The organism is Limnobacter thiooxidans (genome assembly GCF_036323495.1).
Taxonomy (GTDB): Bacteria; Pseudomonadota; Gammaproteobacteria; order Burkholderiales; family Burkholderiaceae_B; genus Limnobacter; species Limnobacter thiooxidans.
Genome location: NZ_AP028947.1, coordinates 2484606 through 2509922, shown reverse-complemented (window position 1 = coordinate 2509922; position 25317 = coordinate 2484606). Strand labels below are relative to the sequence as shown.

The following is a 25317-nucleotide window of genomic DNA, read 5'->3' as shown; positions in this document are numbered from 1 at the left end:
CTGGAACGCCTTTATGAATTGGATGCAGTTCAAGGCCAGAATGAAAGGCCGGCTCGGATTTTTCGGGCTGGTTTTTTTGTATGCGCTGATCGTTTTCTCCTGTGTTTACAGCCTGGCCACCGCGGGTGATTTGTCCATGGGGCGCAACCCGGTGGCCAACTTCATCAAGACAGCCACCGAGTTTGCACGACCCAGTTTTCTGGATGTGTGGCTGGGTGACCCGGCTTACAAATACACCAGCGACGACGGCACCGTGTTGCGCGTGGAAGACCGACAGGCCGTTGAAAAGCAGTGGTTGATCCAGTTGGCTTTTGCCACCTGGACTACCTTCAAGATTGCCACGTTGGGATCGCTGTTGGGTGCAATCCTGGCCCTGCCTTTTGGTGTGCTGAGTGCAAAAAACATCAAGGCACCGCGCATTGTGACGGCCTTGTCGCGCCTGGTACTGGACACCTCCAGATCCATTCACACGCTGGTATTCGGCCTGGTGCTGGTGGGTATTGTCGGCCTTGGACCAACCGCCGGCATTCTGGCGATTGCCTTTCACAGCCTGGGCACTTACGGCAAGTTGTTTGCAGAATCCATTGAGACGTTGGACATGGCTTCCATTGAGGCGGTGAAAGGGGTGGGCGCAAGTCCGTCGCAAACATTCTTCTGGTCGGTGTGGCCCAGCGTGTTGCCCCAGTGGGTCAGTAGCCACTTGTACCTTTGGGAATACAACATTCGCGATTCAACCATACTCGGCATCATTGGTGCGGGTGGTTTGGGCTTGCTGATTTCGGAAGCGGTGTCCCTGTTTCAGTGGGGCCGTTTGTCCAGCATCCTGATCGTGGTGGTGTTGATGGTGACTGCGTTTGACGCAATCAGCCGACGCATACGGACGGCTTTGCTATGAGCAGCAACATCATTCAGATCGATGGCCTGGAAATGGTCATTGCAGGGCGTCGAATCCTGAAAGTGGATTCCCTTGCGGTGGGCCAGGGCGAGAAGGTGGCTATTTTGGGTCGCAACGGTGCGGGCAAGTCCACCTTGTTGCGCTGCCTCAACGGTTTTGTAAAGCCCACGGCGGGGCGTATTGTGGTGAACGAGCGGGTGGTGTTTCCCCTTCGCCGTGAACGCGATTTGCGCCCGGTGCGAGCTGAAGTGGGGCAGGTGTTGCAGGGCCTGCATCTCGTGGCCCGCTTGAGTGCCATGGAAAATGTATTGGTGGGTGGTTTGGCCAGCATGCCGCGCCTGCGCAGTTGGGCGCGAATTTTCACGAATGAGGAAACACAACGTGCACAGGCTGCCTTGAAAGCGGTGGGCATGGCGCATTTGGCTGACAAGCGGGCCGACAAACTGTCGGGCGGTGAACGCCAGAAAGTGGCCATTGCCCGCATGCTGATGCAGCAACCGAAACTGGTGCTGGCGGACGAGCCCACGGCTGCACTCGACCCCACGGCTGCAGATGAAGTGTGTGAATTGCTGGTCAAGGCCAGCGAGAATGCGACCCTCATCACCGTGGTTCACAATGTGAATTTGGTCCCCTTGCTCAGCCACCGCGTGATTGGATTGAAAGCGGGTGAAGTGGTGCTGGATTGCGCAAGCGACCAACTGACACCCGCGCAACTGAACAGCCTGTACGAGTAAGTCATGATTGAAAAAGCTGGCCGCAGTTGTCCCATTCGATATCAATATGGTGCCGCAAAAATTGCCAAGGCACCCGCTACACCTTGCGACGTCTTGTACGTGGTGGGTGGCTTGTATGGCAACCCGTATGCGCTGGATGCCATTGAAGCGCTGGCTGCACAGGAAACGGGTGTTGTGCGTATTTGCTTCAATGGTGACTTTAACTGGTTCAACAAATCGGCAGACGGTTTTCTGGCCATCAACCAACGCGTGCTGAAACACGACTGCATTCTTGGCAATGTCGAAGCCGAATTGGGCGAGGCGCTGGATGTGGCCGATTGCGGCTGCGCCTACCCCGAGGATGTGGATCAGGGTGTTGTGGACCGTTCCAATTTCATTCACACCGAATTGAAACGCACGGCGCAACAACAGCCTGAATTGCTCGCCCGACTGCTTGAAAAACCGTTTTTTGCACGTTACAGCGTGAGTGGTTTGAACGTGGCCGTGGTGCATGGCGATGGCGATTCACTGGCTGGCTGGCGGTTCGACCCGGTGCATTTGTCGCGCAGTGATGAAGCGCCTTGGCGCGTTTCCTTGTTCGACAAAGCGCAGGTCAATGTGTTTGCCAGCAGCCACACTTGTTCCGCAGCCTTTCACCCTGAACCTTTGCCGGGTGGGCGAACCGGCTTGATCAGCAACAATGGCGCAGCGGGCATGCCCAGCGCACCCGGCAGCCTGGATGGTTTGTTCACGCGAATTTCTGCGAGTGCACTCAGTGAACAAATACCTGAACAAGTGCGTGAACAAAGCAGAGTGCTTCAGGCCACGCAAATTGACGGACTGTGGATTGAGCAGGTGCGCGTGCAGTTCGATCAGGCCAAGTGGCAGCAGCACTTTCTCAGCGAATGGCCAGAAGGCAGTGCTGCACACACTTCTTATTTCAAGCGTATTAGCCAGGGTATTTGAAAAAGCGGCCTTCACACCATTGTGGGCGTAAGATAAGTACTCAATGAAGCACTCGATTTGTAACACCAGCTCAACCCGAAATGACTGTGCTGCCGCCCTTGAGACCTCGCATGCTCTTCAACTATTCCACACGCTTGACCGGCAAGTCGCGTTCAGATGAATCAAATCTTGCGCTGGGCGCATGGCTTGCGTTAGTGGCGGGTATGGTTAATTCTGGCGGCTATCTGGCCTTCAAGACCTACACGTCGCACATGACAGGACTTGTTTCGTCCATGGCCGACAACCTGGTGCTGGGCGAATTTAACCTTGTGTCGGGCGTTGCCATCGCGGTATTCAGTTTTCTGTTGGGGGCCATGAGCACAGCCATCCTGGTGTCGTTCGCGCGGCGCCGGGCACTCGAAAGTCTCTACGCATTTCCTCTGTTGCTGGAGGCAATGTTGCTTCTTGTCTTCGGTGCAATGTCATCCAGTGTTGCAGTGGGCTCCCCATTTTTCTGGGTGAGTGGGGTTGCCGTGCTGGCCTACATGATGGGTTTGCAGAATGCGGTCATCACCAAGGTTTCCGGGGCGGTGGTTCGCACCACCCATGTCACCGGCATGATCACCGACTTGGGCATTGAGTTGGGCAAGCTTGTTTATCGAAATGCCGGCGCACGTGAAGGTCAGTTGCCGGTTTTTGCTGATCGCCGAAAACTCATGGCCCTGACTCGCCTGATCGGCAGTTTTTTTGTAGGTGGTGTAGTGGGCGCAATCGGATTTCTCCAGTTGAGTGTGTGGTTCGTGTTGCCGATTTCGGCACTTCTGTTTCTGTTGGCAATTGGGCCGGTGTGCCGCGACATCAGCGCTTGGCATTCGCAAAAGTAAACCCGAGCCAATGCCCGTTGGCTTGACCCTGCAGCGGTGTTTTGGCAATCTTGAACAAATCAGTGAACCGTCTGAAAACAGGTAAAAAGCCAGTGAAAAGTGTGATCCGGAATGTGTGTGCAATGGGTCTGTGCGCTGTACTGTCAGTGATTGGCTCGATACCAGCACACGCGCAACAAGCCCACTCAACCTTGCCAACATTGGCTGCCGCCTCCGATTTGAAATTTGCCATTGAAGAAGTGGCTGCAAAGTTCGAGAAAGAAACCGGGCAGAAGATTCGACTCGTTTTTGGTTCTTCCGGCAATTTTTATTCGCAGATTGCTCAGGGTGCGCCTTTTCACCTGTTCATGTCGGCGGATGAAAACTTTGTGTTCAAACTGGCCGATGCGGGAAAGACCGAAGACAGGGGTCGGCTGTATGCCAAAGGCCGCATTGGCATCCTGGTGCCCAAGGGCTCCGCCTTGAAAGCCGATGGTGAGTTAAATGATTTGGCCGCTGCCCTGAAGGATGGGCGCTTGAAAAAATTTGCCATTGCTTCACCTGAGCATGCGCCCTATGGCATGCGTGCGATGGAAGCCCTTGAGCACGCGGGCTTGTGGCAAGCCATTGAACCCAGGCTGGTGATTGGTGAAAACATTTCGCAGGCCGCTCAGTTTGCAACATCGGGTTCAACACAGGGTGGGATCATTGCCTATTCGCTTGCACTGGCGCCGCAAATTGGCAGCAAGGGTGATTTCGCACTGATTCCCGAAACCTGGCACAAACCTTTGGCCCAACGCATGGTGCTGATGAAAAACGCACCTGAACCAGCGAAGGCTTTTTACCAGTATTTGGGTACACCGGGTGCGCTGGCCATCTTGCGCAAATACGGTTTTGAGGTGCCTGCCAGATAGAATTTTTTTCTTCTTGATTGATTTCCTGACCTGAGTCACTTGTTGTAAAACATGCCGAAAAAAGAAGGTCAAGCTCCTCATTTTTAATGATGTGTTCTAATGGGAACATTCATTTAATGAACTAATGGGGGTAAACCGGATGGCTTCAGAAACCGATTCACTCGAGCATGAAAAAGATCACGAACACACAGGGCACAAGCTGCTGTTGCGCAATTTGACTGTTTCAGACTATTCCGACATCAAGCGCATCATGGAACTGGTGTATCACAGCGCAGGCGGCGCACTGCCTGAGTCCAAATTCCGTTCAATCCTGAAAACATTTCCGGAAGGCCAGATTTGCATCGAAGACGACGGCAAAGTGATCGCTGCGGCTTTTGCCGTGGTGGTGGATTATGACAAGTTTGGCGACAAGCACACCTACATGGAAATCACCGGCAACATTTACGCTACCACCCACGATCCGAGGGGCGATGTGCTTTACGGCATTGATGTATTCGCAGATCCGGAATACCGAAGTATGCGCGTGGGTCGACGTCTTTACGAGGCCCGCAGGGAGCTTTGCAAAAGCCTGAATTTGCGCGCCATCATGGCGGGGGGCAGAATTCCCGGTTACAAGGCACACATGAACGAGATGTCGCCACAGCAATACATTGCTGCCGTGAAGCGCAAGGATCTGTACGACCCGATTTTGACATTTCAGTTGAGCAACGACTTTGAAGTGAAGCAAGTACTGAAAGGCTACCTGCCTGAAGACAAGGAATCGCAAGGCTATGCCACCTTGCTGGAGTGGTTCAACATTTACTACGAACCCGAGAAACCGATGTTGTTTGGCGCGCCCAAAACCACTGCGAGAATAGGTTGCGTGCAATGGCAAATGCGCGAGTTTCACAACGTGGACGATGTGGTGAAACAGGCCGAATACTTCATCAACGCCTTGTCAGATTACCGTTGCGACGTGGCCTTGTTTCCCGAGTTCTTCAACGCACCCTTGATGGGCCTGGCGGGCAATGGCAATTCGCTGGAAGCCATTCGCCACCTGGCCACCTACACGGATCAAATCCGCGATGAAATACGGCGAATGGCGGTGAGCTACAACATCAACGTGGTGGCAGGCTCCATGCCGGTGATGGAAAATGGCGCGCTGTACAATGTGGCCTACCTGTGCCGCCGCGATGGCACGGTGGAAGCCCAGTACAAAATTCACCCCACACCCCATGAGAAGCGTGAGTGGATGATGGAAGGCGGCAACAGGCTGAATGTGTTTGACACCGACTTCGGCAAAATCGGCATTCTGATTTGTTACGACTCCGAATTTCCGGAATTGTCTCGTTTGCTGGCCGACAAGGACATGCAGATTTTGCTCGTTCCTTTCTGGACCGACACCAAGAACGGCTACCTGCGTGTGCGCCGCTGTGCCCAGGCACGGGCCATCGAGAACGAATGTTATGTGGCCATTTCAGGCAGCTTTGGCAATTTGCCCAAAGTGGACAATGTGGACATTCAATACGGGCAAACCGCGGTGTTTTCTCCGTCTGACTTTGCCTTTCCGCACGACGCCATCATGGCTGAAACCACGCCCAACACCGAGATGACCCTGATTGTGGATGTGGATCTGGACAAACTTCAAAATCTGAAAAATGAAGGATCGGTTCGCAATTTTCTGGATCGTCGGCGTGATCTATACCAAGTGGTTTGGTTGGGTGAGGAATAATTGGCCCAGCTTCGCAATCGCCACTGCGGTGTCGTCTGTCACAGGGTGGCCGCAGTTCAGGCGAATACAGTTTTTGTACAAACCACTGGCGGAGAATACGCTGCCCGGCATGTAAGCCACCTTGCGCGCAATCGCCCTGTTGAACAGTGCGGCAGTGTCGATGTCGCCAGGCAGTTCAACCCACAACACGAACCCACCCTTGGGTTCTGAAATTCGGGTGCCGGGTGGAAAGTGTTTCAGCACCAGGCTGCTCATTGCGCGCACCTGGGTTTCAAATTGCTGGCGCAGGGTGCGCAAGTGCCGCTCGAACGAGCCTTTTTCCAGGTAATGCGCCACAGCCACCTGGGTAATCGGATTTGTTGAACCGCTTAAAATCCGTTTCTTCGACAACACCTGGGCCGCATATTTTCCACCCGCCACATAGCCAATTCGCAGTGCCGGGCTGAGCGATTTGGAAAATGAGCCGCACATCAACACCCGGTCGCCTTGTTTGCCCGCTTTCAACGGGCGAGGGCGGAAGCGTTCAAAGTACAGGTCGGCGTACACATTGTCTTCCACAATCGGGAAGTCGTATTTCTCGGCCAGGTCCAGCAGTTTTTTGCGGTGTGTGTCCGGCATCACCGAACCCATCGGGTTGCTGGCCGTTGGGCAAACAATGCAGGCTGCAATGCGGGTCTGCTTCACCGCAATTTCAAGTGCTTCCAGTGACATGCCATGTTCCGGGCTGCTGGGTATTTCCAGTGCGCGCAGGCCCAGCGATTCGATCATCTGCAAGAGCAGGTAATAGCCGGGCGATTCCACCGCAACCACATCATTGTGGCGTGCAACAGTTTGCAAGGCCAGGCCCAGTGCTTCGGTGCAGCCATCGGTGATCACCAGTTCATCCCGCTTCAATTTCATGCCCATGAGTTCAAAGCGTTGTTGCAGTTGTTGCACCAGTTCAGGCTGATTGGGCTCCACGTGGCTTCCCAACGTGAGTAGGTCCGGGCGCGTGCGGTTGACCGTGGCGTAACTGCGGCGCAGGGTGGCAATCGGCAACAACTCATGGGCGGGAAACGCCACACCCAGCGGTGCAACGCCTTCGCGTGTCGAGCTTTTCAGAAAGTTTGCGATCTGGTTGGCCACTTCCAGGTTGACAGGCGGTTCCAGCGCAATGGAATCTGGCGCTTGCGTGCAGGTGTTTGCAAGCGGGGTGCTGCGCGCTTGAACGTAATAACCGGATTTGGCCACCGGCTGAACATAGCCTCTGTCCTCCAGAAGATTCAATGCTTTCTGCACGGTGTCGATGGAGTAATGCCACTGCTCGGACAATTTCCGAATGGAAGGCAGTTTGTACCCGGCTGCAAAATGATTGTGCTCAATCAAGGCCTGAAGATTCAACGCCAGTGTTTCGTATTTGCGCGAGGTGGCATTCATTGGCTTACCCTGCGCTTTGCGACAGTGCAGCCTGGTCTGTCTGTTTTTTCAGGGCCCACACCATGAATACGCCAGCCACCATCAACAGGGCTGCAAGGTAAAGCGAACCGCGGTAGGTGCCTGTGCGTTCAGCGATCAATCCGGCCAATGCGGGTGCTGCAATTTGGGAGACGCCATAGCTCAGGGTCATTCGCGCCATGGCCTTGCTGGGGTTGGCCGGGAACTGTCGGCCCGCAATGCTGAGGGTCAGGTTCACAATGCCTGCAAAGGTGCCGCCGAACAACACGGCACTGACCATGTTGGCCCAGTATCCGTCCACAAAACCCGCCATCAGGATCGACAGAATTTGCAGGCCATAAGCCAGCACCAAGGCTTCGAACACGCCAGTTATTCTCGCCACCCGATCCCAGATGAAAGTGGACGGCATGGCCGCAAGCCCCACCACCACCCACACCCAAGGGCCTTTGCCTTGCAGTTCAGGCAGTGTTTCTGCAATGGCCACAATGAATGTGGCGCTGATCACATAACCAAAGCCGGCGCAGAAATAGGCACCCAGCATCAAGCGCATCCACTTTGCGGTTGGTGGCGGCACGTCAGCCACCTGTGCTTCGGCGCTGCCAGCCTTGGCGGGTTTGGGCATCCACTTCCAGGCCGGAATAAAAAACACAATGCCCACCACGCCAAGCACCCACCATTGCTGGTCCCAACTAAGGTGATCGACCATGGCCATGACAGCCAGGCCAGACATGACCAGCCCCAGGCCAGCCCCGGTGAAATGCAGGCCCAGTTCGGTTTTCAGGTTCTGGCGGGCAAGCCAGTTCATGATCAAGCCCGATGCGATCAACATGCCGGCGGTGCTGGACACGCCCGAGACAAAGCGCAGGAATACCCAAAGGTTCACATCGGTGGTCAGGCCCATGCCGATGGTGCTGAGCACGGCGACAACAAGGCCCAAACGGTACTGCAGGTACTTGTAATCCAGGTTGCTCAGCGTTGAAGCCAGCAACGCACCGGTGATGTAGCCCATGTAGTTCACCGTGGCCAGCCAGCCACCATCAAATGCGCTCAGGCTTGCCTGTTCACGCATGATGGGCAACAGGGGGGTATAGGAAAAACGGGCCAGGCCCACGGTCAGGATCAGGGAACAAATGCCTGCGGCAATGACTTGCCAACGTTCCAGCTTCATGGGAATACCCGCACAGAATTCGAAGTTTGAAAGCAGTACAGATTTTGATTGATTTAATCTGTACTGCACATTATTTCATTATCCTGAATCTGTGCTGAATTTGCAAAACTTCTTACAGTGGATGTTCGATTCGTTACACCATGAAAGGAGTTCACCATGCAGCATTTACAGGCCGTTGCCTTGTTTGCATTCCTGAGCATCATCACACCGGGGCCCAATAACTTGATGATCATGACTTCCGGCATGAATTTCGGTGTGCGAAAAAGTCTTCCCCATTTCTTTGGCATTGTGGTGGGATTTCCCTTGATGCTTCTGGCCATGGGCCTGGGGTTGAATGCGGTGTTTGACACCGTGCCCTGGTTTCAAACGGTGTTGCTGGTATTCAGTTTGTTGATGATGGTGGTCCTGGCCTGGCGCATTGCCAGTTTTTCACCTTCGGCAGATGCATTGAAGCCGGGGTCCAGGCCGCTGACCTTTCTGAATGCCGTGTTGTTTCAGTGGGTGAATCCCAAGGCCTGGTTCATGGCCACGGCTGCAGTGGCCTTGTTCCCGGCAAGTGCCAGCACACCGGTGCTGGACGTGCTGGCGGTGGCTGTGGTCATGGCGAGCGTGGGGGTGTTGTGTGTGGGCGTGTGGCTGGTGTTAGGGTCACGTTTGCGGGCATTCATCAACAGCCCGCTGCGCTTGAAGTGCTTCAATGCCGGCATGGCCGCCAGCCTGGTGCTGTTTTTTGCATACAGCACCGTGTCGGCCATGTAACAGGTAGTGCGCTCGATCAGGGCAGTGAAAGCCGCCAGATATTCCACGTGGTGGTGCCAAACTGGCGCGTGAAGCTGCCCTTGTTGTAGGGCAGGCCGTAGCGCGCTGCCATGGCTTGCACACGGGGCGACATTTCAGCATAGCGGTTGGCCGGAATATCGGGGAAGAGGTGATGCTCAATCTGGTGGCTCAGATTGCCCGACAAAATGTGGAACAGCTTGCCCCCCGTGATGTTGCAGCTGCCCAGCAACTGCCGCACATACCAGGCTGCGCGGGTTTCTCCTTCCACTTCTTCCTTGGTGAAATGGTGAACACCCGCCGGAAAGTGACCGCAGAAAATAATCACATTCGACCAGATGTTGCGAATGCCGTTGCCGATCAAGTTGGCGATGATTGTGAAGCCCATGGCAGCCAGTGCGATATTGATTACATCAAAACCGAAATACAGTGTAAACGGCAGGGTGACAGCCGCACCCAACAGGGGCCAGCACACATAGTCTTTCAGTAACTGGTGGCGTACCTTCCAGCCAATGCGTTTGAGCATCGGGATCACTTCTTTCCAGCTTTTCTGGCCAGCCAGCAATTTGTCTGCTTCCAGGTCGTGCAGGGCCACACCCCATTGGAACATCATCATCAGCACGAAGTTGATTACCGGGTTGAACAGGTACTTGGCATGCCAGCGCTGATCATCGGTAACACGCAGTACGCCGTAGCCAATGTCGGGGTCTTTGCCGTGCACATTGGTCCAGGTGTGGTGCACCACGTTGTGGCTGTGCTTCCATTGGTCGGAAGGGCACACATTGTCCCATTCCCAGGTGTTGGATTGAATGTTGGGGTCGCGCATCCAGTCGAACTGCGCATGCATGATGTTGTGGCCCAGCTCCATGTTCTCGATGCTTTTTGACACACCCAGCATGCCTGCACCCAACAACAGCACAACCCAGAATTGCGGCCAGCCGGTGAAGGTCCAGTCGCTCATGGGCAAGAGGAAAAAGCTCAGGAAAATGACAATCCGCCCGGCCAGCATCAGCGTGCGCTGCCACTTGATAACAGAAAGAATGTAAGCGCGGTCTTTGCTGCCCAGCGAGTCTGCAATTTCATTGCGTATTGCGTCCATTTCGCGACCGAATTCCTCGATGTCGCTGGCGCTCAAATGTGTTGGCATGCCCATGTGTGTCTCCTGCTTCTCTTGTTGCTTATGCTTCGATTTCTGCGTCGCCCACTGCGGCGCACACGCAAATCTGGATCACTTGCCCGGTTTCATTGATCAACGCGTTGGTGCGCAAGTCGCGCACGCAGCCACTGGCCAGTTTGACGTCGCAGCCATGGCAAATGCCCATCCTGCAACCATGTTCCGGGTTCAGGCCCGCGTCTTCAGCCAGGCGTAGCAGGTTGGTTTCACCGTCTGAATTGGCAGTGATGTTGCTTCTTGCAAATTTCACCACGCCGGTTTTCACTTCAGTGGGAACACCAGCCAGTTGGGCACGGAAGCGCTCGGTGTGCACCTGCCGGCTCAAGCCCTCGGCTTCATACAGTTGTTCGATGGCGTCCAGCATACTTTGCGGGCCACAGGCGTACACATCGCGCTTGCGCCAGTCGGGGCACAGTTGTTCCAGTTGCTCTTTGGAAAAGTGAGGGCGCTTGCCGCTGATTTCTTCCGGCTTCTGGCCGGGTTCACGGGTGTGCACCAGGTTCAGTGAATACAGTTTTTGTTTGGCTGCAATCTCTTTCAGTTCCCGCCCGAAAATCACATCGTAGGTGTGTGGGGCGTAGTGAATGTGTACGGTGTTGGGCATGCGCTCTTGCAGCACCAGGCTGCGCAGCATGCTCATGATGGGCGTAATGCCACTGCCTGCGGTAATGAACAGGGGCAGCACAGGCTGTGCATCAGGCAAATAAAAGTCGCCTTGCGGCACACCAATTGGCACATGGTCGCCCACCTTTAGTTTACGAACCAGGTGGTGCGACATGCGGCCGTTGTCGATGGCTTTCACCGTAATGGTGAAACAGCCGTCGTTGCGTTCGGGGGCAGAGCTGATGGAATACGTGCGCGTGAAGTGCTGGCCACCGATGGGTACGCCAATGCGCAGGTGCTGGCCGGGTCTGTGTGAACGCCAGTTCAGGCCGGGGCGAAAGGTGATGGTGCGTGAATCGGAGGTTTCGTCCCACACAGCTTCAACCCGGGCTTGCAGGGCATGTGTGCTCCACAGCGGGTTGACCAGTTCAATGTAGTGGGAGGTTCGAAGGGGGAATGCGAAGGCGTCGGATACTTTCGTGACCAAGCCTGTTACACGTTGAAACAATGAGCCGTTCGACTTCGGCGGTCCTACTTGAGCCTGCATTCTGTCTCCTCGTTTTTTATGTTGTAAAACGAGTGTGCTCCCAAATACAGGCCAAGTCATTCCGCAGTGCACCAGCGGTCAGTGTTCTTCCTACAACCCCGAGGGCAAGTCACTCACGGCATGGTTCAATCAGCGGTTTCTGCCGTATGCGTCGTGGGATGAAACCCACTCATCCGCCAGTATGGCCGACAACAGCGACAAGTCCCCGGCCAGCACGGTGGCCCCCACAATTTCAGCCAGCTTGCGGGCTTTGCCTGTGCCTTCGCAGCCCAGCATCTTGAGGCATTCTGCTTGTGTGGCCAGCCCGGTTCCACCACCCTTTGTGGCGCAAATCACGGATGGCAAGGTGACTGAAAAGTACAAATCCCCATCAGCGGTAATGTCCATGAACACCATGCCTGCATGGCTTTCAACCACGTTGGCTTCATCTTGCCCGGTTGCAATGAACAGGGCTGCAATGCCGTTGGCTGAATGGGGCCCACTGTAGGCACTGCCCGCCAGCTGGGCGCCAATGGCGCTTCGTTGGCGTTGCTTGAAAATTGTTTCTGGTGTGGTGCGCGCCAAGCGCTGAAGCACCTCACGCTTGATGGTCGCTTCTGCAATCACCCGCTTGCCCCGGCTGTGCAGCAGGTTCATGTGGGAATGCTTTTTGTCGGTTTCGATGGCACCACTGAGCGCAAAGTAGCTGATCGCTTCCGGGCTGTTTTTCAGAATCCACTGGCAGGCCGCGTGTGTTGCCTTGCCGCACATGTTCTGCCCGGCCGCGTCGCCCGTGGTGTAGTTGAACCGCGTGTACACCATGCGCGCCACTTGCCAGGTTTGGATGTGCACCAGTTTTCCAAAGCCCGTGGTTTTTTCCGCTTCAGCCTTGATGTTGCTCAGATTTTCTTCTGCCCATTTCAAAAACCGCAGGGCAGCGCGTGCATCGTCGAATTCAAACAGCGGGGCGCGCTGCATGAATTCTTCGGCAACTGTCACCTTCACCCCACCGGATTCGCTGACCATGCGCATGCCCCGGCTGTAACTGGCCACCAAGGTGCCTTCTGTCGTGGCCAGCGGCACATAAAACCAGCCCTGTGCGTGTTCGCCATGAATCAGCACCGGGCCCGCCACCCCCACCGGCATTTGCACCACACCAATGAAGTTCTCGGTGTTGCTTTTCAGGCTTTCCGGGGGCAGGGAATAGGTGCCTGTGTGCTCAAAACTGGCGCCTGTCTGCTCAGCCAAAAAATCACGGCGTGATTGAGCTGCCTGTTCGGTGTAGTTGTCTTCGAAGCGGGGAATGGGGGTGCGGGTCATGGTGCTTACTTCCGCTTTGACTTGCCAGGGCGCATTGCCGCAGCAATTGAATCTTCATAGCCACTGACCAATTTGCCGATGTTGTCCAGTTTGGCCTGGAGTACTTCAAGTTCCATCTGGGTTCGGTCCAGGGACATGGTCAGTTGCGCATTTTCTTTTTCAAGTGACACCAGGCTTTTTTGCAAACCCCGGTTCTCAAGTTCAAGCTCCTTGTTGGCCTGGTACATCTTCAAGAGATTGGCTTGCAGGCTTTTTACCTTGTCTTGCACGCCATCCACGGTGTGTCGAATGCCGTTTTCAAACTGGCTGACCTGTTCAACCACTGCATTGATCAAGTGACCAGCCGGCAGGTTCGCGGCCTGCTTTTGAGCCACTGATTTCAACTTGCGCAATGCGCTGCTTCCTTTTTCTGCCACACCCATGTCTGTCTCCTTGTTGTTGTATGTACATCGGATTATGCAGTGAAGCGGGTTCAATTGACAAAAAACGCTGGCAAAACGTCTTCTTCAACTGTTGGTTGTCAGTTTGCAACGTTTGTTGTGATTTTCATCACTTGAATCAATAAAAAAATCGAAGATGACATATCAGTTTATGTCGCTGAGCTGACACAGATAATATGATTTGTGAATTAGTATGGGTTGTCTTTTTTAACAATAAAACTTGTAAGAAAATGCGATGAGCTTAATTGTTAATATTAAAAAAGTTAATTATTTTGCAAATATTTATTTTGCATTTTTTATGTGACTGAAAGGTAACTTTTTCTTTACAATCCTGTCCCTATAAGGGTTAATGAGGGCATGCGCATGTATTGATTGTGAAAATTTCATGTTTGATTTCATTACATGTAGAGGATTTTCTCCAATCAAACGTGAGCCTTGTGTTTATTGCATCCATTATTACTGCGCTTGGGTATGAATATATTATTGAATTGAGTAGTGAATATGAATCAAGCATTGAACGTTCTGATAAATCAGCTGCACCCGAAGGGTTGGGTAACCCTGTTTTCGGGACTTGTTCAATCAGGTGTGGCATTGCACGGTGAGCAAGCAGCACAAAAGTGGTTGTTCAGTACTGGTGTTGCCCTCGGTGAAGGTCTGCCCTTGTCCGATGATTTGTCGCTAGAAGAATTGCAGCTTGAAATCAACAAAGTGCTGGATCGGATGCAGTGGGGTTACGCGGAACTGGTTCAGAAAGGCAATGAGGTCTATGTAAGGCACATGGGGTGCCCGTTTTTAACCTCGTCGCCTCCTGACCAGATTGAACTGGCGGGGTTGTTGTTGGGTGGTTTGTATTACCAGTGGTTTACCAGCCTGGGTATGGATCCATCGACTGAAGTCAGCGTAGTTGCGGAAGATGACACAGGCCTTTTGGCTGAGATCACCTTTATTTAGTATTGGCTTGTTACAGAGAGTTGTTATGAAAGATGTAGAGAACCTGTTTCAAAGGCTCGGAACCCGTTCTGATTACAAGGATTTCGGATCGAAGATGCTGGATGATGTACGAAGCAAATGGCCTTTGCTCAACGACGTGAGCGAGTCTGAAAAGCTGCGTCATCAGGCTTCCGGCGCGATGCTTGTACCTGTTGTGGCGCATCTGGCTGACGCACAGGTTTTGGATGCAAATACTTCAGGGCAATCTCCTCAAGCAGTGATTGCGAAAGTGGACTCCATGGAATTCAAGGCACAAGCCCCGGAGCAAAAGCTTCCTGTGCGCGCCTTTGTTTCCAGGAAGCCCCAGCCCGCCAGTTCAGTCAGGGATATTTTCAAGTCAATCGGAAAGTCCGGTCGGTTGAGTTCGCCAGAAACAGCCCAAGAGGTCAATCAGGCCGCAGTGTCCGCTACGGTACCGAAAGGTCGCTCACTGTTTGCCAGCAACAAGCCGAAAGACGGGAACAAGGTTTGAGAACATTTGTAGTTTCGTCCATCAAGGGTGGTGTCGGAAAGACAACCTTGACCGCAAACCTTGCCGCATCGTTTGCGGCACAAGGCATGCACGTGTTGGTGCTGGATCTTGATCCGCAAAACGCAACCCGTTTTCATTTGGGCCTTTCTGCCTCCGAGCGTGGCGGCCTGGCGTCCTATCTGACAGGACAAGAACTTTCTTTGCCCAAATACGACACGGCCTGTGGCGCTGTGCTTTGCCCTTATGGGGATGTGAACGAAGACGTGCGTTTGCAGTTCGAGGTGGCGCTTTCTGAAAATCCGCTTTTGCTTGAAAATTTCATTCAAAGGCTGGGTATGCCTCCTGAGACCATCGTGTTGATCGACACGCCGCCAGGTCCTTCACTTTACTTGCGTCAAGCCACTGTATTTGCTGACCGTGTTTTGGCTGTTGTGCAGGCAGATGCCGCATCGTTTGCAACATTCCCCCGAATGATCGGCCTGTTTAACCGATACGCGCAAAGTGCCAGATATTCACCCGATTTGCGATTGGTCGTAAATCAGACCAATCCTTTGAAAGAATTGTCCGAGGATGTGCTGTTGTTGCTCCGCTCCGACTACCCCCGGGAATTTTTTGCAGTCATACATCAAGACCAGTCAGTCAGCGAGGCCTTGGCTTTTCGCAAAACCGTGTTTGAATACGACCCCAAGTGCCAGGCCAGTGTGGATTTTCAGTCACTGACCCAGAAGTTGCTGGAGAAGTAGCATGAGCAATCTTGCCGGTCGACTGTTCGCCAGGTTTCAATCCAGGGCAACTACTCTGTTCGATGCCCTGATGGCCTCCAGTGATCGCTATCCCTGGGTTGCCGATCCGCGTTTTCGCCTGACTGCACTTTTGCTGGTGTCAGGCGTCTTCCTGTTTTACACCGGTTTGCGAATGGATTTGCAAAGCCAGATCATTTTTTCTCTGGTGGTCGTGACTTACGCCCTGGCTATTCGCAGGATCAATTCGCCTGTGACCCGGATGACTCTTGTTTTCCTGTCCATCGTATTGTCCTCACGTTACCTGTTTTGGCGTTTGACCGAGACTTTCGATGAAGGCAACTGGCTGGACTATTCCTTCGGCTTTGGCCTGCTGATCGCCGAGCTTTACGCCTTCATTGTGTTGATGCTCGGTTATGTTCAAACCATTTGGCCGCTGCACCGCCGCCCGGTGCCCTTGCCGGAAGACACGTCCAGCTGGCCTTCGGTTGATATTTTCATTCCGTCCTACAACGAGCCTTTGGATGTGGTCAAGCCGACGGTTCTGGCCGCAATGGCGATCGACTGGCCCGCTGACAAAATCAAGGTCTACGTGCTCGATGACGGGCGCCGTCAAGACTTCCGCGAGTTTTGCGAGTCGGTGGGTGTGACCCATGTGACCCGAACCAACAACTTTCACGCCAAAGCGGGCAACATCAACGCCGCGCTGCAAAATACCACTGGCGACTACGTTGCAATTTTCGATTGCGATCACATTCCCACCCGCAGTTTTTTGCAGGTGGTGATGGGCTGGTTCACCGGCTACCCGAAGCTGGCCATGATCCAGACGCCACACCATTTTTTCTCGCCAGATCCATTTGAGAAAAACCTGAAAACCTTCAAGAAAGTGCCCAACGAAGGCGAGCTGTTTTACGGTTTGCTTCAAGACGGGAACGACTTCTGGAATGCCACGTTTTTTTGCGGATCCTGCGCTGTCATTCGCCGTACCCAATTGCTCGAGGTGGGCGGCATTGCTGTTGAAACCGTTACCGAAGATGCGCACACCGCTTTGAAGTTGCATCGCAAGGGCTATGACACGGCTTACCTCGCAGTCGCCCAGGCTGCGGGTTTGGCCACAGAAAGTTTATCTGGGCACGTGGGGCAGCGAATTCGTTGGGCGCGTGGCATGGCGCAGATTTTCAGGATGGACAACCCGTTGATGGGCAAAGGTTTGTCTCTGGGGCAGCGTCTTTGTTATGCCAACGCGATGATGCATTTTTTCTATGGTTTGCCGCGCCTGATTTTTCTGACCGCACCAATCGCCTATCTTGTTTTTGGTGCAAACGTCATCCAGGCATCAGCGATTGAAATTGCGACCTTTGCAATCCCGTTTCTCATTCTGGCCAACACAGCCAACTCGCACATTCAGGGCAATTACCGACATTCCTTCTGGAACGAGGTGTATGAAACTGTGCTGGCCTGGTACATCTTGCGTCCCACCATGTACGCCTTGATCAATCCCAAGGCTGGCAAGTTCAACGTGACGGCCAAAGGCGGTTTGATCGAGAAATCCTATTTTGACATGAAGATTTCCGGCCCCTATATTGTGGTGCTGTTGCTAAACCTGCTGGCTTTGGCATTCGGTGTGTGGCGTTTGTTTACCGAAGTGGGTGACGAGTTTCAAACAACCATCATCAACATGGCTTGGACCGGGTACAACGTGCTGTTGTTGGGTGCAAGCGTGCTTGTCGCGCGGGAATCGATTCAAAGACGAGAACACCCGAGAGGACAGTTGAATATTGAGGTCAGTGTTCAAACACCCGATGAACGAATTTTCAGGGCCAAGGTACTGGATTTTTCCATGGGTGGTTTGGGTCTGGAAGTGGAACATCAAAACCGCCTGTACAAAGACCAGAAGTTGTTTGTAGTCATGCCGCTGAGTACCAGGAAATTTGTACTTCCCGTGCGGGTAGCCAGTGTCAATGGCAATCGTCTGGGCCTGCAGTTTGACCAGCTAACCCAGGCGCAGGAAAGGGATTTGGTCAATGCCACGTTTGCACGTGCCGACGTGTGGGTGGACTCTTGGGCAGTATCCAGCCGAAAGCTCTCGATGTCTTCGCTCTGGAGCATTGTTCGGATCGGTGCTTTCGGAAACATTTACCTGCTTCGCAAGTTGCCCGCCTGGGTGTGGCTTGGTTTGAAAAGCCGCCTGTCACTTTTATTTAAAGCCAAAGAAAAAAATGCTTAAACAACTACTGACAATTGTCCTGATCGGCTTGGCCAGTCTTCTGGGGACAACCTCCGCCAACGCTGCGGAATATGAAGCCACGTTTAAACAGTTGGGGTTTCAGGAACCGCTGAATATCCGTGGGATCAACGGACAAATTTCAGTACCCTTCAGCGTTCGTGCGGATGAAGTGGTGCTCAGTGCCAGCGTCAACCTGCTGTTCAACTACTCCCCGTCGATGCTGGATGACCTGTCACACTTCAATATCATTGTGAATGGCGAGGCCATCGAGTCAGTGCCCTTGAAAAAGGAAAACGCGGGAAAAATCAGCCAGCGTACAGTCAATATTCCAGTCCGTCTGCTTGCACAGTTCAACCGCCTGACCCTGGAATTGATCGGTCACTACACCTTGGGCTGTGAAGACCCGGTGCACAGCACCCTGTGGCTTAATGTCAGCAACTTCAGCAAGCTGACGATGACCACCGCGGCTTTGCCATTGGGCAATGACCTTGGTTTGTTGCCAGCGCCATTTTTTGATCCCCGCGACCGCTTGCCCATGGTCGCCCCCATTGCGTTTGCAGGCACACCCAACAACCCGACATTGGAAGCCGCTGGTGTTGTTGCATCCTGGTTGGGTGGGCTCGCCAGCTACCGTGGTTATTCTTTCCCGGTTTCAGTGGGCAGTTTGCCCGCAGATTCAAACGTGATTGTATTCCTGCTGCCAGGGCAGACCTTGCCCGGGTTGACGGTGCCTCAAAGCAACGGCCCACGATTGAGCATGGTTGTGCACCCGGGTAACGACACCAAAAAGGTACTGGTCATCTCCGGTCGGGATGAAAACGACTTGAAGACCGCGGTGAAAGCATTGGTGTTGGGTACACAATCAATGAACGGCAGCACTGTGATGGTCGATGGCGAAGTCGCAGCACCGCCTCGTGTGCCTTATGACGCGCCGCGCTGGATCAGCAGTAGCCGGAAAACCAGGTTGGGAGACCTGGTTGATCAAACTGCCTTGCAGGTTGCTGGCCAATACCCCGACCTGATCCGGGTGCCCATGACCATGCCGCCCGACCTGTTTTTCTGGCGGTCAGAAGGAATTCCCCTTGAGTTGAAACACCGATATACCTTGCGAACTGAAAACGACAAATCCACATTGAATGTCAGCTTCAGCGACAAGTTTATTCAGGCCATTCCGCTGCGTTCCGAACAAGACATGTGGCCCTTCGAAAAATGGATTCGAGGCGTGTTGAAGAAGCCTGCTTCAGTCAATGAGGAATCGGTTTCTATTCCGCGAGAGGCTTTTTCACCGAATGGCCAGTTGCAGCTCTATTTCCATTTTGATGTGATCAAGAGCGGCGAATGTAAGGATGCGCCCATCAACAACATCCAGGCTGCGGTTGACAAGGAATCCACCATTGATATTTCAGGTTTTCCGAAATTCATGCACATGCCGGATCTGTCAACGTTTGCCAACGCAGGCTTCCCATTTACCCGGATGGCTGATCTGTCAGAAACCGCGGTAGTGATCCCAGCCCAAGCGAGCACTGCGACTTTGTCCAATGTATTCACTTTGCTGGGCCGGGTTGGTGACTTGACCGGGCTTCCCGCCTATGGATTCACATTGATTCGTCCCAACGACCTTGCGGGTGTCGACGACAAGGATTTGCTGCTTGTCGGTAATTTCCAGGGCGATGAGCTTTTCAAGAAGTGGGCCGACTCAATGCCGCTGGAGCAGAACAACCAGTTGTGGCAACTGAAAACAGGTGGTGGATTTACCTCATTTGTTCAGCAGTGGGCGCCTTGGGTCGGGCAAAAGGCGCAGCTTCCAGTCACGTCACTTTCCCTGCAGGGTTTTGATCCGTCCGGTTTCATGGTCGGTTTTGAGTCTCCTGAGGACTCAGGTCGTTCGGTGGTGGCCATTGTCGGTTCAGAGACTGGCGTGTCCAAGGTACTCGAGGCGATTCTTTCCCCGGATGATGTTCAGTTGATTCGCGGCAGTGTGGTGTTTGTCAAGGGAAGCACTGTGGCTTCCGTGCTGGATGAGAAAACCTATTCGGTTGGTTCTTTGCCAATTTGGGTCTGGATCCAGTATTACCTCGCAGAATTGGTGTTGCTCAATGTCCTGTTCCTCTTGGGTGCAGCGCTTTTGTTTGCCTTTGTTCTGAACCGCATATTGAAAGACATGGCGAAAAAGCGACTGGAAAAGCGCGAATGAGAGAAAGCAGTATGACTGTGCGCGTGTTTTTGGGATTGTTTCTGGCTCTGGCGGCTTTGCCTGTGTTTGCGAAAGAGTGTCGCAAGCCCTGGCCTGAATTGCAGACCTTTGAATCACGGCATGTGCAGCCCGATGGGCGCGTGGTGGATTTTTCCACCCCTGAGCAAATCACGACCTCGGAGGGGCAGTCGTATGCCCTGTTTTTCGCGCTGGTGAACAACGACAAGGCCAGGTTCAAGCAGGTGCTGGACTGGACCGAGCGACACCTCGCAATGGGTGGGCTCGCCGTCAGCCTTCCCTCGTGGAAGTGGGGGCGGATCAATGGCAAACAGTTCGGCTTGCTGGACTCCAACTCGGCATCGGATTCAGACCTGTGGATCGCCTACAACCTGCTTGAGGCGGGGCGTTTGTGGAACATCAAGGAGTACGAAGACAAAGGCCGTGCCTTGATGAAGCTGATCCAGCAGCAGGAAGTAGCCTCATTGCCCGGATACGGGGACATGGTTTTACCAGGGCCTATGGGATTTAATCCTTCGCCCGATGTCTATCGAATGAATCCCAGTTATTTGCCCCTGTTTATGCTGCGCCGACTTGCAGCGGCGGACCCCAGCGACTTCTGGCAAAGGCAGCCCGAAGCTTCAGTCAGATTGATCGTGGATTCCTCCCCGAAGGGTTTTGTACCGGACTGGATTACTGTCACAAAGGCTGGTCTGATTCCTGACATCGAGAAGGGCAAAGTCGGCAGTTATGACGCCATTCGTGTGTATCTCTGGTACGCGATGACCTCGCCCCAGGATCCATTGCGCAACAGGATGAAGCAGGCGGTGTTTGGCTACATGCAATTGGCAGAGCGTTTGGGCGAACCACTGGAGCGCGTGGATGTACAAACCGGAATTTGGGAAGGGCATCCTGCTCCCGGATTTTTTTATGCCCTTGAGCCTCTCGCTGTCGAGCTTAAATCCAGCCAGTTGCTCAAGGCCTTGAAGGCACGTCAGGGTGTGTTGAAGCAAGAAAAGCTGGCCTCGCTCACTTATTATGACTGGGTACTTTATTTGTACGCAAAAGGCTGGATGGACAAACGTTACCGATTTGACAAGCAAGGCGCCTTGCAAGTTACCTGGACTAAACCATGTTGAGAACAACAAGAAAATTATTGTCTGCATTCGTGATTGCAGCGGTGGTTCCCGCTACCGCAGTGGCGCAGGACGCCGTGACCAAGGCCTTGACTGAGCAAGGCAAATTCTGGCAATCCCGAGGTGACTACGACAAGTCATCGGAAGCATGGGGCAAGTTGTTGCGACTTGAGTCCAAAAATCCGGACGCCCTTTTGGGCATGGGCCTGGCCGAACTGAGCAAAGGCCGAGTGGATGCGGCCCGTAGTTATCTCAGTCAACTCAAGGCCAATGGTGCACCGCGTGCCCAGATTGCTCAACTTGAACGTGCGCTTGACGCTGGAAAGCCGGAAGGTGGTACTTCACTGGAATCAGCGCGGGCACTTGCGCGCAGCAAGCAGTACGACGAAGCTGCAAAAATGTACAAAGAATATTTTGGTAACCAGCGCCCCACAGGGTTGCTGGCACTTGAATATTATCAAACGCTGGGTGCCACACGGAATGGATGGGATGAGGCCCGCCGAGAACTTGAGTCGCTGAGCAAAGCTTCCCCCAACGATGACCGTTATGCCCTGGCGTACGCCCAGCACCTGTCTTACCGAGAGGCCAGTCGACGGCAGTCAATCCAGATCCTGTCATCCATGTCAGGTTCGGGTGCGGTCGGCCAGCAAGCCCAACAGTCCTGGCGACAGGCGCTGCTGTGGCTGGAAAGCAGACCAAGTGACAACGCCCTGTTTCGCGCCTACCTTGAACGCAACCCAAATGACACAGCGATTCGTGAGCGACTGGAGGGCAATCAGCCCGCGGCAGCTCCGCCTGTAGTGAGGGAAGTACGAGATCCTGTTCTTGAGCGGGAAGCGATCGCAGGACGTTTGATCAGCAGTGGCTTTCAGGCACTCGAAGGCAACAACCTGGCAGGGGCTGAGCGAGACTTTCAACAGGTTCTTTCCCAGAATGCAAACAATCGGGATGCTTTGGGCGGACTTGGAATTGTCCGTTTGCGCCAGGAGCGGTTCAAGGATGCAGAGGGTTTGTTGGGTCGTGCCAGCAGGGGTGAGCGCGGTGAGCGCTGGAATGAAGCCCTGAATGCGGCGCGTATGGGCAATTTGACCGTACAGGCAACAACCCAGTTGAATCAGGGCAGAATGGCCGAGGCCAAGAAGACCTACACTGAATTGAGAAAAGTACCCGGCGGCGCGGAAAGGGCTGATGTGGGCCTGGCAAAACTGGCCTACGAAGAAAAAGACTTCCAGACTGCGGAAAGCCTTTACCGCGCCCAGCTAAAAAAGAACCCACAAAATGCTGACGCACGCGTTGGGCTGGTGCTGACTCTATCGGCCATGGGACGTGCCGCAGAGGCACAGAGCCTGATTGATGGCATGCCTGCATCGACCCTGGAAGGCGAGGGCGGTCTCGACACCCTTCGTGCTGCGATTGCCTATGAAAATGCCAAGCGAGAGTTGAAGCTGGGCAATGAAGCCGCAGCACGTCAATATTTTGAAGACACTGTCGCATTCAATCCGCGTTACCCGTGGGCGCGTGTTGAGTTGGCCCGGTTGTATGGAGCCCAGGGCCGCAAGGAAGAAGCCCGTGCCTTGATCGAACCCTTGACCGCCTCCAACGATGCGCCCGAGGAGTCGCTGTATGCAGCGGCTTTGTATTACTCGGAGATCGGAGACAATGCCACTGCATCGTCAATCCTGTCACGAATCTCCAAAGATGAATTGACTACAGAACAGAGGGCGCTTACACAGCGTACCGAGTTCATGGCCGTGCTTGATCAGGCCTCCACCCTGAACCGCTTGGGAAGAAAAGACGATGCACGCAGACTGCTGGGTTCTCTGGAGCGCGAGGCTGCTGAGCAACCTGACCTGCTGCTGTCGCTGGCTTCGGAGTATGCGGAAGCGGGAGACACTTCCAATTCCTTGCGTCTGACTCAAACCTATCGCAACAGTCGCAGTTTGAGTAACCAGACACCCGGCGAAAGCATTCAGTACGGCTATGTCCTGTTGAAGAATAACCAAACGGCTGAATTGCAGGCGATGATACGTCGCTTGCAGAACTCGCCACTCAGCGCGGATCAAACCAATTCCCTCGCGGAACTGACCCGTGCGATCGCACTGAGAGAATCGGATGCACTGAGAAACAATGGTGACCTTGCCGGGGCTTACGACGCCATCGCGCCTTCATTGGCGCAGACGCCCAATGATCCGCAACTGCTTTCTGCGCTGGCTCGCTTGTACACCTCGGACAACAAGCACGGTGAAGCCCTTCGCTTGTATCAGTCGGCCATGTCGGGAAGAACGCCGAGTCCTGAATTATTGAGCAGCGCACTGGGCGCTGCAGCCGCAGCCCAGGAATTCCGGACTGGCCGCGATCTCGCGAACTCTCTTGAGCGCGCCCGTCCCAAAGATCCTTTGGCGTTGGCCGAAATCGGACGTTTTTATCGCGCAGCCGGTGACACCAGCAAGGCACAGAGTTACTTTGAAGCAGCGTTGGCTGCCGAACTTCGTTTGACTGGGACCAGCAACGCGATCAATCCCGATCGAAGTCAGGTGGTTCCTGCATTGACTGGCGGAGGCTTCGCATCCGATCAAATCAGGCAGGGTCGAATTCCGAGTAATCCGTTCCGTTCAGTTGGCGAACCGTCGTCTGCTTCTTTTGCGCGTCCCGCAGCACCTGCGGCGCCCTCGATTCAAGCGCCTGCCCAATGGGCTCCTGCTCAACCGCCTGCTCAATGGGCTCCAGCTCAAGCACCCGCTCAATCACCTGTGCAGCCGCCGCGTGCCAGCCCGGTCAATGCTCCAAGACCGCCCTCAAGCAGCTATGTGCCACCCGCCTCCTATGTGCCCCCGGTTTCGTCCGGCCCACAAAGTGATCGTGTGTCGGTGCTGCAGGAAGAGTTGAAGTCTTTGGTGAGGCCACAGACCTCCTTGGGGACTGGTGGCATCTTCGTTCGTTCCCGCCAAGGTGAATCAGGCCTTAGCGAATTGACTGAGGTGGCAGTTCCCGTTGAATATCAACGCAGTATTTTTGGTGGAACCGGGAAAGTATCCGTGACACCGATTGTGCTTTCTGCAGGCGATGTGCCCAATGATTTTTCAGCCACCAGTCGTTTTGGTGCAGGGCCTGCCGCCAGCTTGAACAACCTGGGGCAGGGGCGAACGGGTATTGGCTCTCAGGAATTTGCGGGTGCTGTGTTGTCCGCAGGCTATGCCTCGGATGTACTGCGCTTCGATGTGGCCACACGGCCTACCAACATAGACAGGGCCGATGCTTCTGCGGGTTTGTCTTTTTCGGTGCCGCTCAGCCCCGAGTTTACCGCCACTTTTCAGGCCTCTCGTCGCCCTGTGACAGACAGTCTGTTGTCCTATGTCGGAGCGAAGGATGAACGTGCAGGTTTGTCGTGGGGGGCGGTCAGCGCCACGGGTGGACGCGTTGGTTTGACGCGTGAAGTGGATGGGTTTGGTTTGTACGGTTATCTCGGTTTGTATCAGTACGATGGCCAGAATGTTGCAGACAACGAGAAAACAGAATTCGGCTTTGGTGCTTACTACAAGGCAATCAACGAAGAGGATGAAAGGTTCACTGTCGGCCTGGGCCTTAACACCTTTGGCTTTTCAGAAAACCTGAGTTACTACACCTTTGGTCATGGTGGTTACTTCAGCCCGCAACGCTACGTCAGCATCACAGTGCCGATGGAGTACTGGGTCAAGAAGTCCAAACTGAGTTATGGCGCAAGCGGCTCCTTTGGCTTTCAGTCATTCAAGGAAGACGGCAATGTGTACTTCCCGACCAGCGCCCGTTTGCAGGGTGAAGCACAGCAGGCGTTCGATCAAATCGGCTTACTGGGCATTTCTGCGGGTGTTTTGGGCCCCAACTACGGCAGTCGATCATCCAACGGCTTCGCCTACAACCTGGCCGGCACGGTGGAGTATGCCTTGTCCCCCAGAGTTGTTTTGGGTGGCTTGATCGGACTCGACAATGCCTCTGATTTCCAGCAGTTCAAGGTGGGTATGTACCTGCGGGTTTACATGGATCAGGAAGATGCAGGCGTTGTAGCACCTCCACAAGTACCCAATCCATTCCAGTATTGATC

At 54.1% G+C, this 25317-nt stretch carries 20 protein-coding genes; 14 read left to right on the top strand and 6 right to left on the bottom strand.

Annotated features, from left to right (window positions below; genetic code table 11):
* The first annotated feature begins 13 nt into the window (after window positions 1–13).
* The 6 genes from phnE to RGQ30_RS11375 all read left to right on the top strand — a co-directional run bounded on the left by phnE (window position 14) and on the right by RGQ30_RS11375 (window position 6041).
* Complete coding sequence (phnE, locus tag RGQ30_RS11400; RefSeq protein ID WP_130555799.1) at window positions 14–895, top strand: phosphonate ABC transporter, permease protein PhnE; 882 nt, start codon at window positions 14–16, stop codon at window positions 893–895.
* The gene (locus RGQ30_RS11395) at window positions 892–1629 is read left to right on the top strand and encodes a phosphonate ABC transporter ATP-binding protein (protein ID WP_130555800.1); all 738 of its coding nucleotides are present in this window, start codon (window positions 892–894) and stop codon (window positions 1627–1629) included. Before phnE ends, RGQ30_RS11395 begins: the two co-directional genes overlap by 4 nt.
* Before the next feature lie 3 nt (window positions 1630–1632).
* Window positions 1633–2574 carry a hypothetical protein gene (locus RGQ30_RS11390; RefSeq protein ID WP_130555801.1) on the top strand — a complete coding sequence of 314 codons (942 nt, stop codon included), beginning with the start codon at window positions 1633–1635 and terminating at the stop codon, window positions 2572–2574.
* 110 nt (window positions 2575–2684) lie between these two features.
* A complete protein-coding gene (locus tag RGQ30_RS11385; protein WP_130555802.1) occupies window positions 2685–3437 on the top strand; it encodes a YoaK family protein in 753 nt (250 codons plus the stop codon).
* 50 nt (window positions 3438–3487) lie between these two features.
* The gene (modA, locus tag RGQ30_RS11380) at window positions 3488–4330 is read left to right on the top strand and encodes a molybdate ABC transporter substrate-binding protein (RefSeq protein WP_338284426.1); all 843 of its coding nucleotides are present in this window, start codon (window positions 3488–3490) and stop codon (window positions 4328–4330) included.
* Window positions 4331–4469: 139 nt separating this feature from the next.
* Window positions 4470–6041, top strand: coding sequence for a bifunctional GNAT family N-acetyltransferase/carbon-nitrogen hydrolase family protein (locus RGQ30_RS11375; protein ID WP_130555803.1), 1572 nt, complete (start codon window positions 4470–4472; stop codon window positions 6039–6041).
* On the opposite strand, the gene RGQ30_RS11370 is transcribed toward RGQ30_RS11375, so the two are convergent.
* Complete coding sequence (locus RGQ30_RS11370; protein WP_130555804.1) at window positions 6009–7457, bottom strand: aminotransferase-like domain-containing protein; 1449 nt, start codon at window positions 7455–7457, stop codon at window positions 6009–6011. The two genes, RGQ30_RS11375 and RGQ30_RS11370, sit on opposite strands and share 33 nt — an antisense overlap.
* Before the next feature lie 4 nt (window positions 7458–7461).
* Window positions 7462–8643 (bottom strand): YbfB/YjiJ family MFS transporter, encoded by a 1182-nt coding sequence (locus tag RGQ30_RS11365; protein ID WP_130555805.1) that lies wholly within the window; start codon window positions 8641–8643, stop codon window positions 7462–7464.
* 156 nt (window positions 8644–8799) lie between these two features.
* Here RGQ30_RS11365 and RGQ30_RS11360 point away from each other — a divergent pair, with 156 nt between their 5' ends.
* Window positions 8800–9402, top strand: a complete 603-nt coding sequence (locus tag RGQ30_RS11360; RefSeq protein WP_130555806.1) for a LysE family translocator — start codon at window positions 8800–8802, stop codon at window positions 9400–9402.
* Between the two features lie 16 nt (window positions 9403–9418).
* Here the strand turns inward: RGQ30_RS11360 and RGQ30_RS11355 are convergent, their stop codons facing one another.
* The 4 genes from RGQ30_RS11355 to RGQ30_RS11340 all read right to left on the bottom strand — a co-directional run bounded on the left by RGQ30_RS11355 (window position 9419) and on the right by RGQ30_RS11340 (window position 13465).
* Window positions 9419–10573, bottom strand: a complete 1155-nt coding sequence (locus RGQ30_RS11355) for a fatty acid desaturase family protein (RefSeq protein ID WP_130555807.1) — start codon at window positions 10571–10573, stop codon at window positions 9419–9421.
* 25 nt (window positions 10574–10598) lie between these two features.
* Window positions 10599–11744: a ferredoxin reductase gene (locus tag RGQ30_RS11350; RefSeq protein WP_130555808.1), complete on the bottom strand. Its 1146-nt coding sequence runs from the start codon at window positions 11742–11744 to the stop codon at window positions 10599–10601.
* 129 nt (window positions 11745–11873) lie between these two features.
* Window positions 11874–13043, bottom strand: coding sequence for a hydroxymethylglutaryl-CoA reductase (locus RGQ30_RS11345; protein WP_130555809.1), 1170 nt, complete (start codon window positions 13041–13043; stop codon window positions 11874–11876).
* A 5-nt stretch (window positions 13044–13048) separates the two neighbouring features.
* A complete protein-coding gene (locus RGQ30_RS11340; RefSeq protein ID WP_130555810.1) occupies window positions 13049–13465 on the bottom strand; it encodes a hypothetical protein in 417 nt (138 codons plus the stop codon).
* 519 nt (window positions 13466–13984) lie between these two features.
* On the opposite strand from RGQ30_RS11340, the gene bcsD reads away from it, so the two are divergent.
* The 7 genes from bcsD to RGQ30_RS11305 are packed head-to-tail and all read left to right on the top strand — an operon-like array spanning window position 13985 to window position 25315.
* Window positions 13985–14434, top strand: a complete 450-nt coding sequence (bcsD, locus tag RGQ30_RS11335; protein WP_130555811.1) for a cellulose biosynthesis protein BcsD — start codon at window positions 13985–13987, stop codon at window positions 14432–14434.
* A 25-nt stretch (window positions 14435–14459) separates the two neighbouring features.
* Window positions 14460–14945, top strand: a complete 486-nt coding sequence (locus RGQ30_RS11330) for a hypothetical protein (RefSeq protein WP_298216259.1) — start codon at window positions 14460–14462, stop codon at window positions 14943–14945.
* Window positions 14942–15688, top strand: a complete 747-nt coding sequence (bcsQ, locus tag RGQ30_RS11325) for a cellulose biosynthesis protein BcsQ (RefSeq protein WP_338284422.1) — start codon at window positions 14942–14944, stop codon at window positions 15686–15688. The genes RGQ30_RS11330 and bcsQ overlap by 4 nt, the downstream gene beginning before the upstream one ends.
* A 1-nt stretch (window position 15689) precedes the next feature.
* Window positions 15690–17912, top strand: coding sequence for a UDP-forming cellulose synthase catalytic subunit (gene bcsA / locus RGQ30_RS11320; RefSeq protein WP_338284421.1), 2223 nt, complete (start codon window positions 15690–15692; stop codon window positions 17910–17912).
* The gene (gene bcsB / locus RGQ30_RS11315) at window positions 17905–20106 is read left to right on the top strand and encodes a cellulose biosynthesis cyclic di-GMP-binding regulatory protein BcsB (RefSeq protein WP_130555813.1); all 2202 of its coding nucleotides are present in this window, start codon (window positions 17905–17907) and stop codon (window positions 20104–20106) included. Before bcsA ends, bcsB begins: the two co-directional genes overlap by 8 nt.
* Entirely contained in the window at window positions 20103–21242 is a 1140-nt protein-coding gene (bcsZ, locus tag RGQ30_RS11310) for a cellulose synthase complex periplasmic endoglucanase BcsZ (RefSeq protein ID WP_130555814.1), read from the top strand. Before bcsB ends, bcsZ begins: the two co-directional genes overlap by 4 nt.
* Window positions 21236–25315, top strand: coding sequence for a cellulose biosynthesis protein BcsC (locus RGQ30_RS11305; RefSeq protein WP_130555815.1), 4080 nt, complete (start codon window positions 21236–21238; stop codon window positions 25313–25315). The genes bcsZ and RGQ30_RS11305 overlap by 7 nt, the downstream gene beginning before the upstream one ends.
* Window positions 25316–25317 lie beyond the last annotated feature (2 nt).

Coding starts and splice junctions, on each gene's coding strand:
- RGQ30_RS11330 (WP_298216259.1), top strand. CDS start 14,460: ATGAAAGATGTAGAGAACCTGTTTCAAAGGCTCGGAACCCGTTCTGAT.
- bcsD (WP_130555811.1), top strand. CDS start 13,985: ATGAATCAAGCATTGAACGTTCTGATAAATCAGCTGCACCCGAAGGGT.
- RGQ30_RS11370 (WP_130555804.1), bottom strand. CDS start 7,457: ATGAATGCCACCTCGCGCAAATACGAAACACTGGCGTTGAATCTTCAG.
- RGQ30_RS11350 (WP_130555808.1), bottom strand. CDS start 11,744: ATGCAGGCTCAAGTAGGACCGCCGAAGTCGAACGGCTCATTGTTTCAA.
- RGQ30_RS11365 (WP_130555805.1), bottom strand. CDS start 8,643: ATGAAGCTGGAACGTTGGCAAGTCATTGCCGCAGGCATTTGTTCCCTG.
- RGQ30_RS11305 (WP_130555815.1), top strand. CDS start 21,236: ATGTTGAGAACAACAAGAAAATTATTGTCTGCATTCGTGATTGCAGCG.
- bcsZ (WP_130555814.1), top strand. CDS start 20,103: ATGAGAGAAAGCAGTATGACTGTGCGCGTGTTTTTGGGATTGTTTCTG.
- RGQ30_RS11375 (WP_130555803.1), top strand. CDS start 4,470: ATGGCTTCAGAAACCGATTCACTCGAGCATGAAAAAGATCACGAACAC.
- RGQ30_RS11360 (WP_130555806.1), top strand. CDS start 8,800: ATGCAGCATTTACAGGCCGTTGCCTTGTTTGCATTCCTGAGCATCATC.
- RGQ30_RS11340 (WP_130555810.1), bottom strand. CDS start 13,465: ATGGGTGTGGCAGAAAAAGGAAGCAGCGCATTGCGCAAGTTGAAATCA.
- RGQ30_RS11355 (WP_130555807.1), bottom strand. CDS start 10,573: ATGGGCATGCCAACACATTTGAGCGCCAGCGACATCGAGGAATTCGGT.
- bcsA (WP_338284421.1), top strand. CDS start 15,690: ATGAGCAATCTTGCCGGTCGACTGTTCGCCAGGTTTCAATCCAGGGCA.
- RGQ30_RS11345 (WP_130555809.1), bottom strand. CDS start 13,043: ATGACCCGCACCCCCATTCCCCGCTTCGAAGACAACTACACCGAACAG.
- phnE (WP_130555799.1), top strand. CDS start 14: ATGAATTGGATGCAGTTCAAGGCCAGAATGAAAGGCCGGCTCGGATTT.
- RGQ30_RS11395 (WP_130555800.1), top strand. CDS start 892: ATGAGCAGCAACATCATTCAGATCGATGGCCTGGAAATGGTCATTGCA.
- bcsB (WP_130555813.1), top strand. CDS start 17,905: ATGCTTAAACAACTACTGACAATTGTCCTGATCGGCTTGGCCAGTCTT.
- RGQ30_RS11385 (WP_130555802.1), top strand. CDS start 2,685: ATGCTCTTCAACTATTCCACACGCTTGACCGGCAAGTCGCGTTCAGAT.
- RGQ30_RS11390 (WP_130555801.1), top strand. CDS start 1,633: ATGATTGAAAAAGCTGGCCGCAGTTGTCCCATTCGATATCAATATGGT.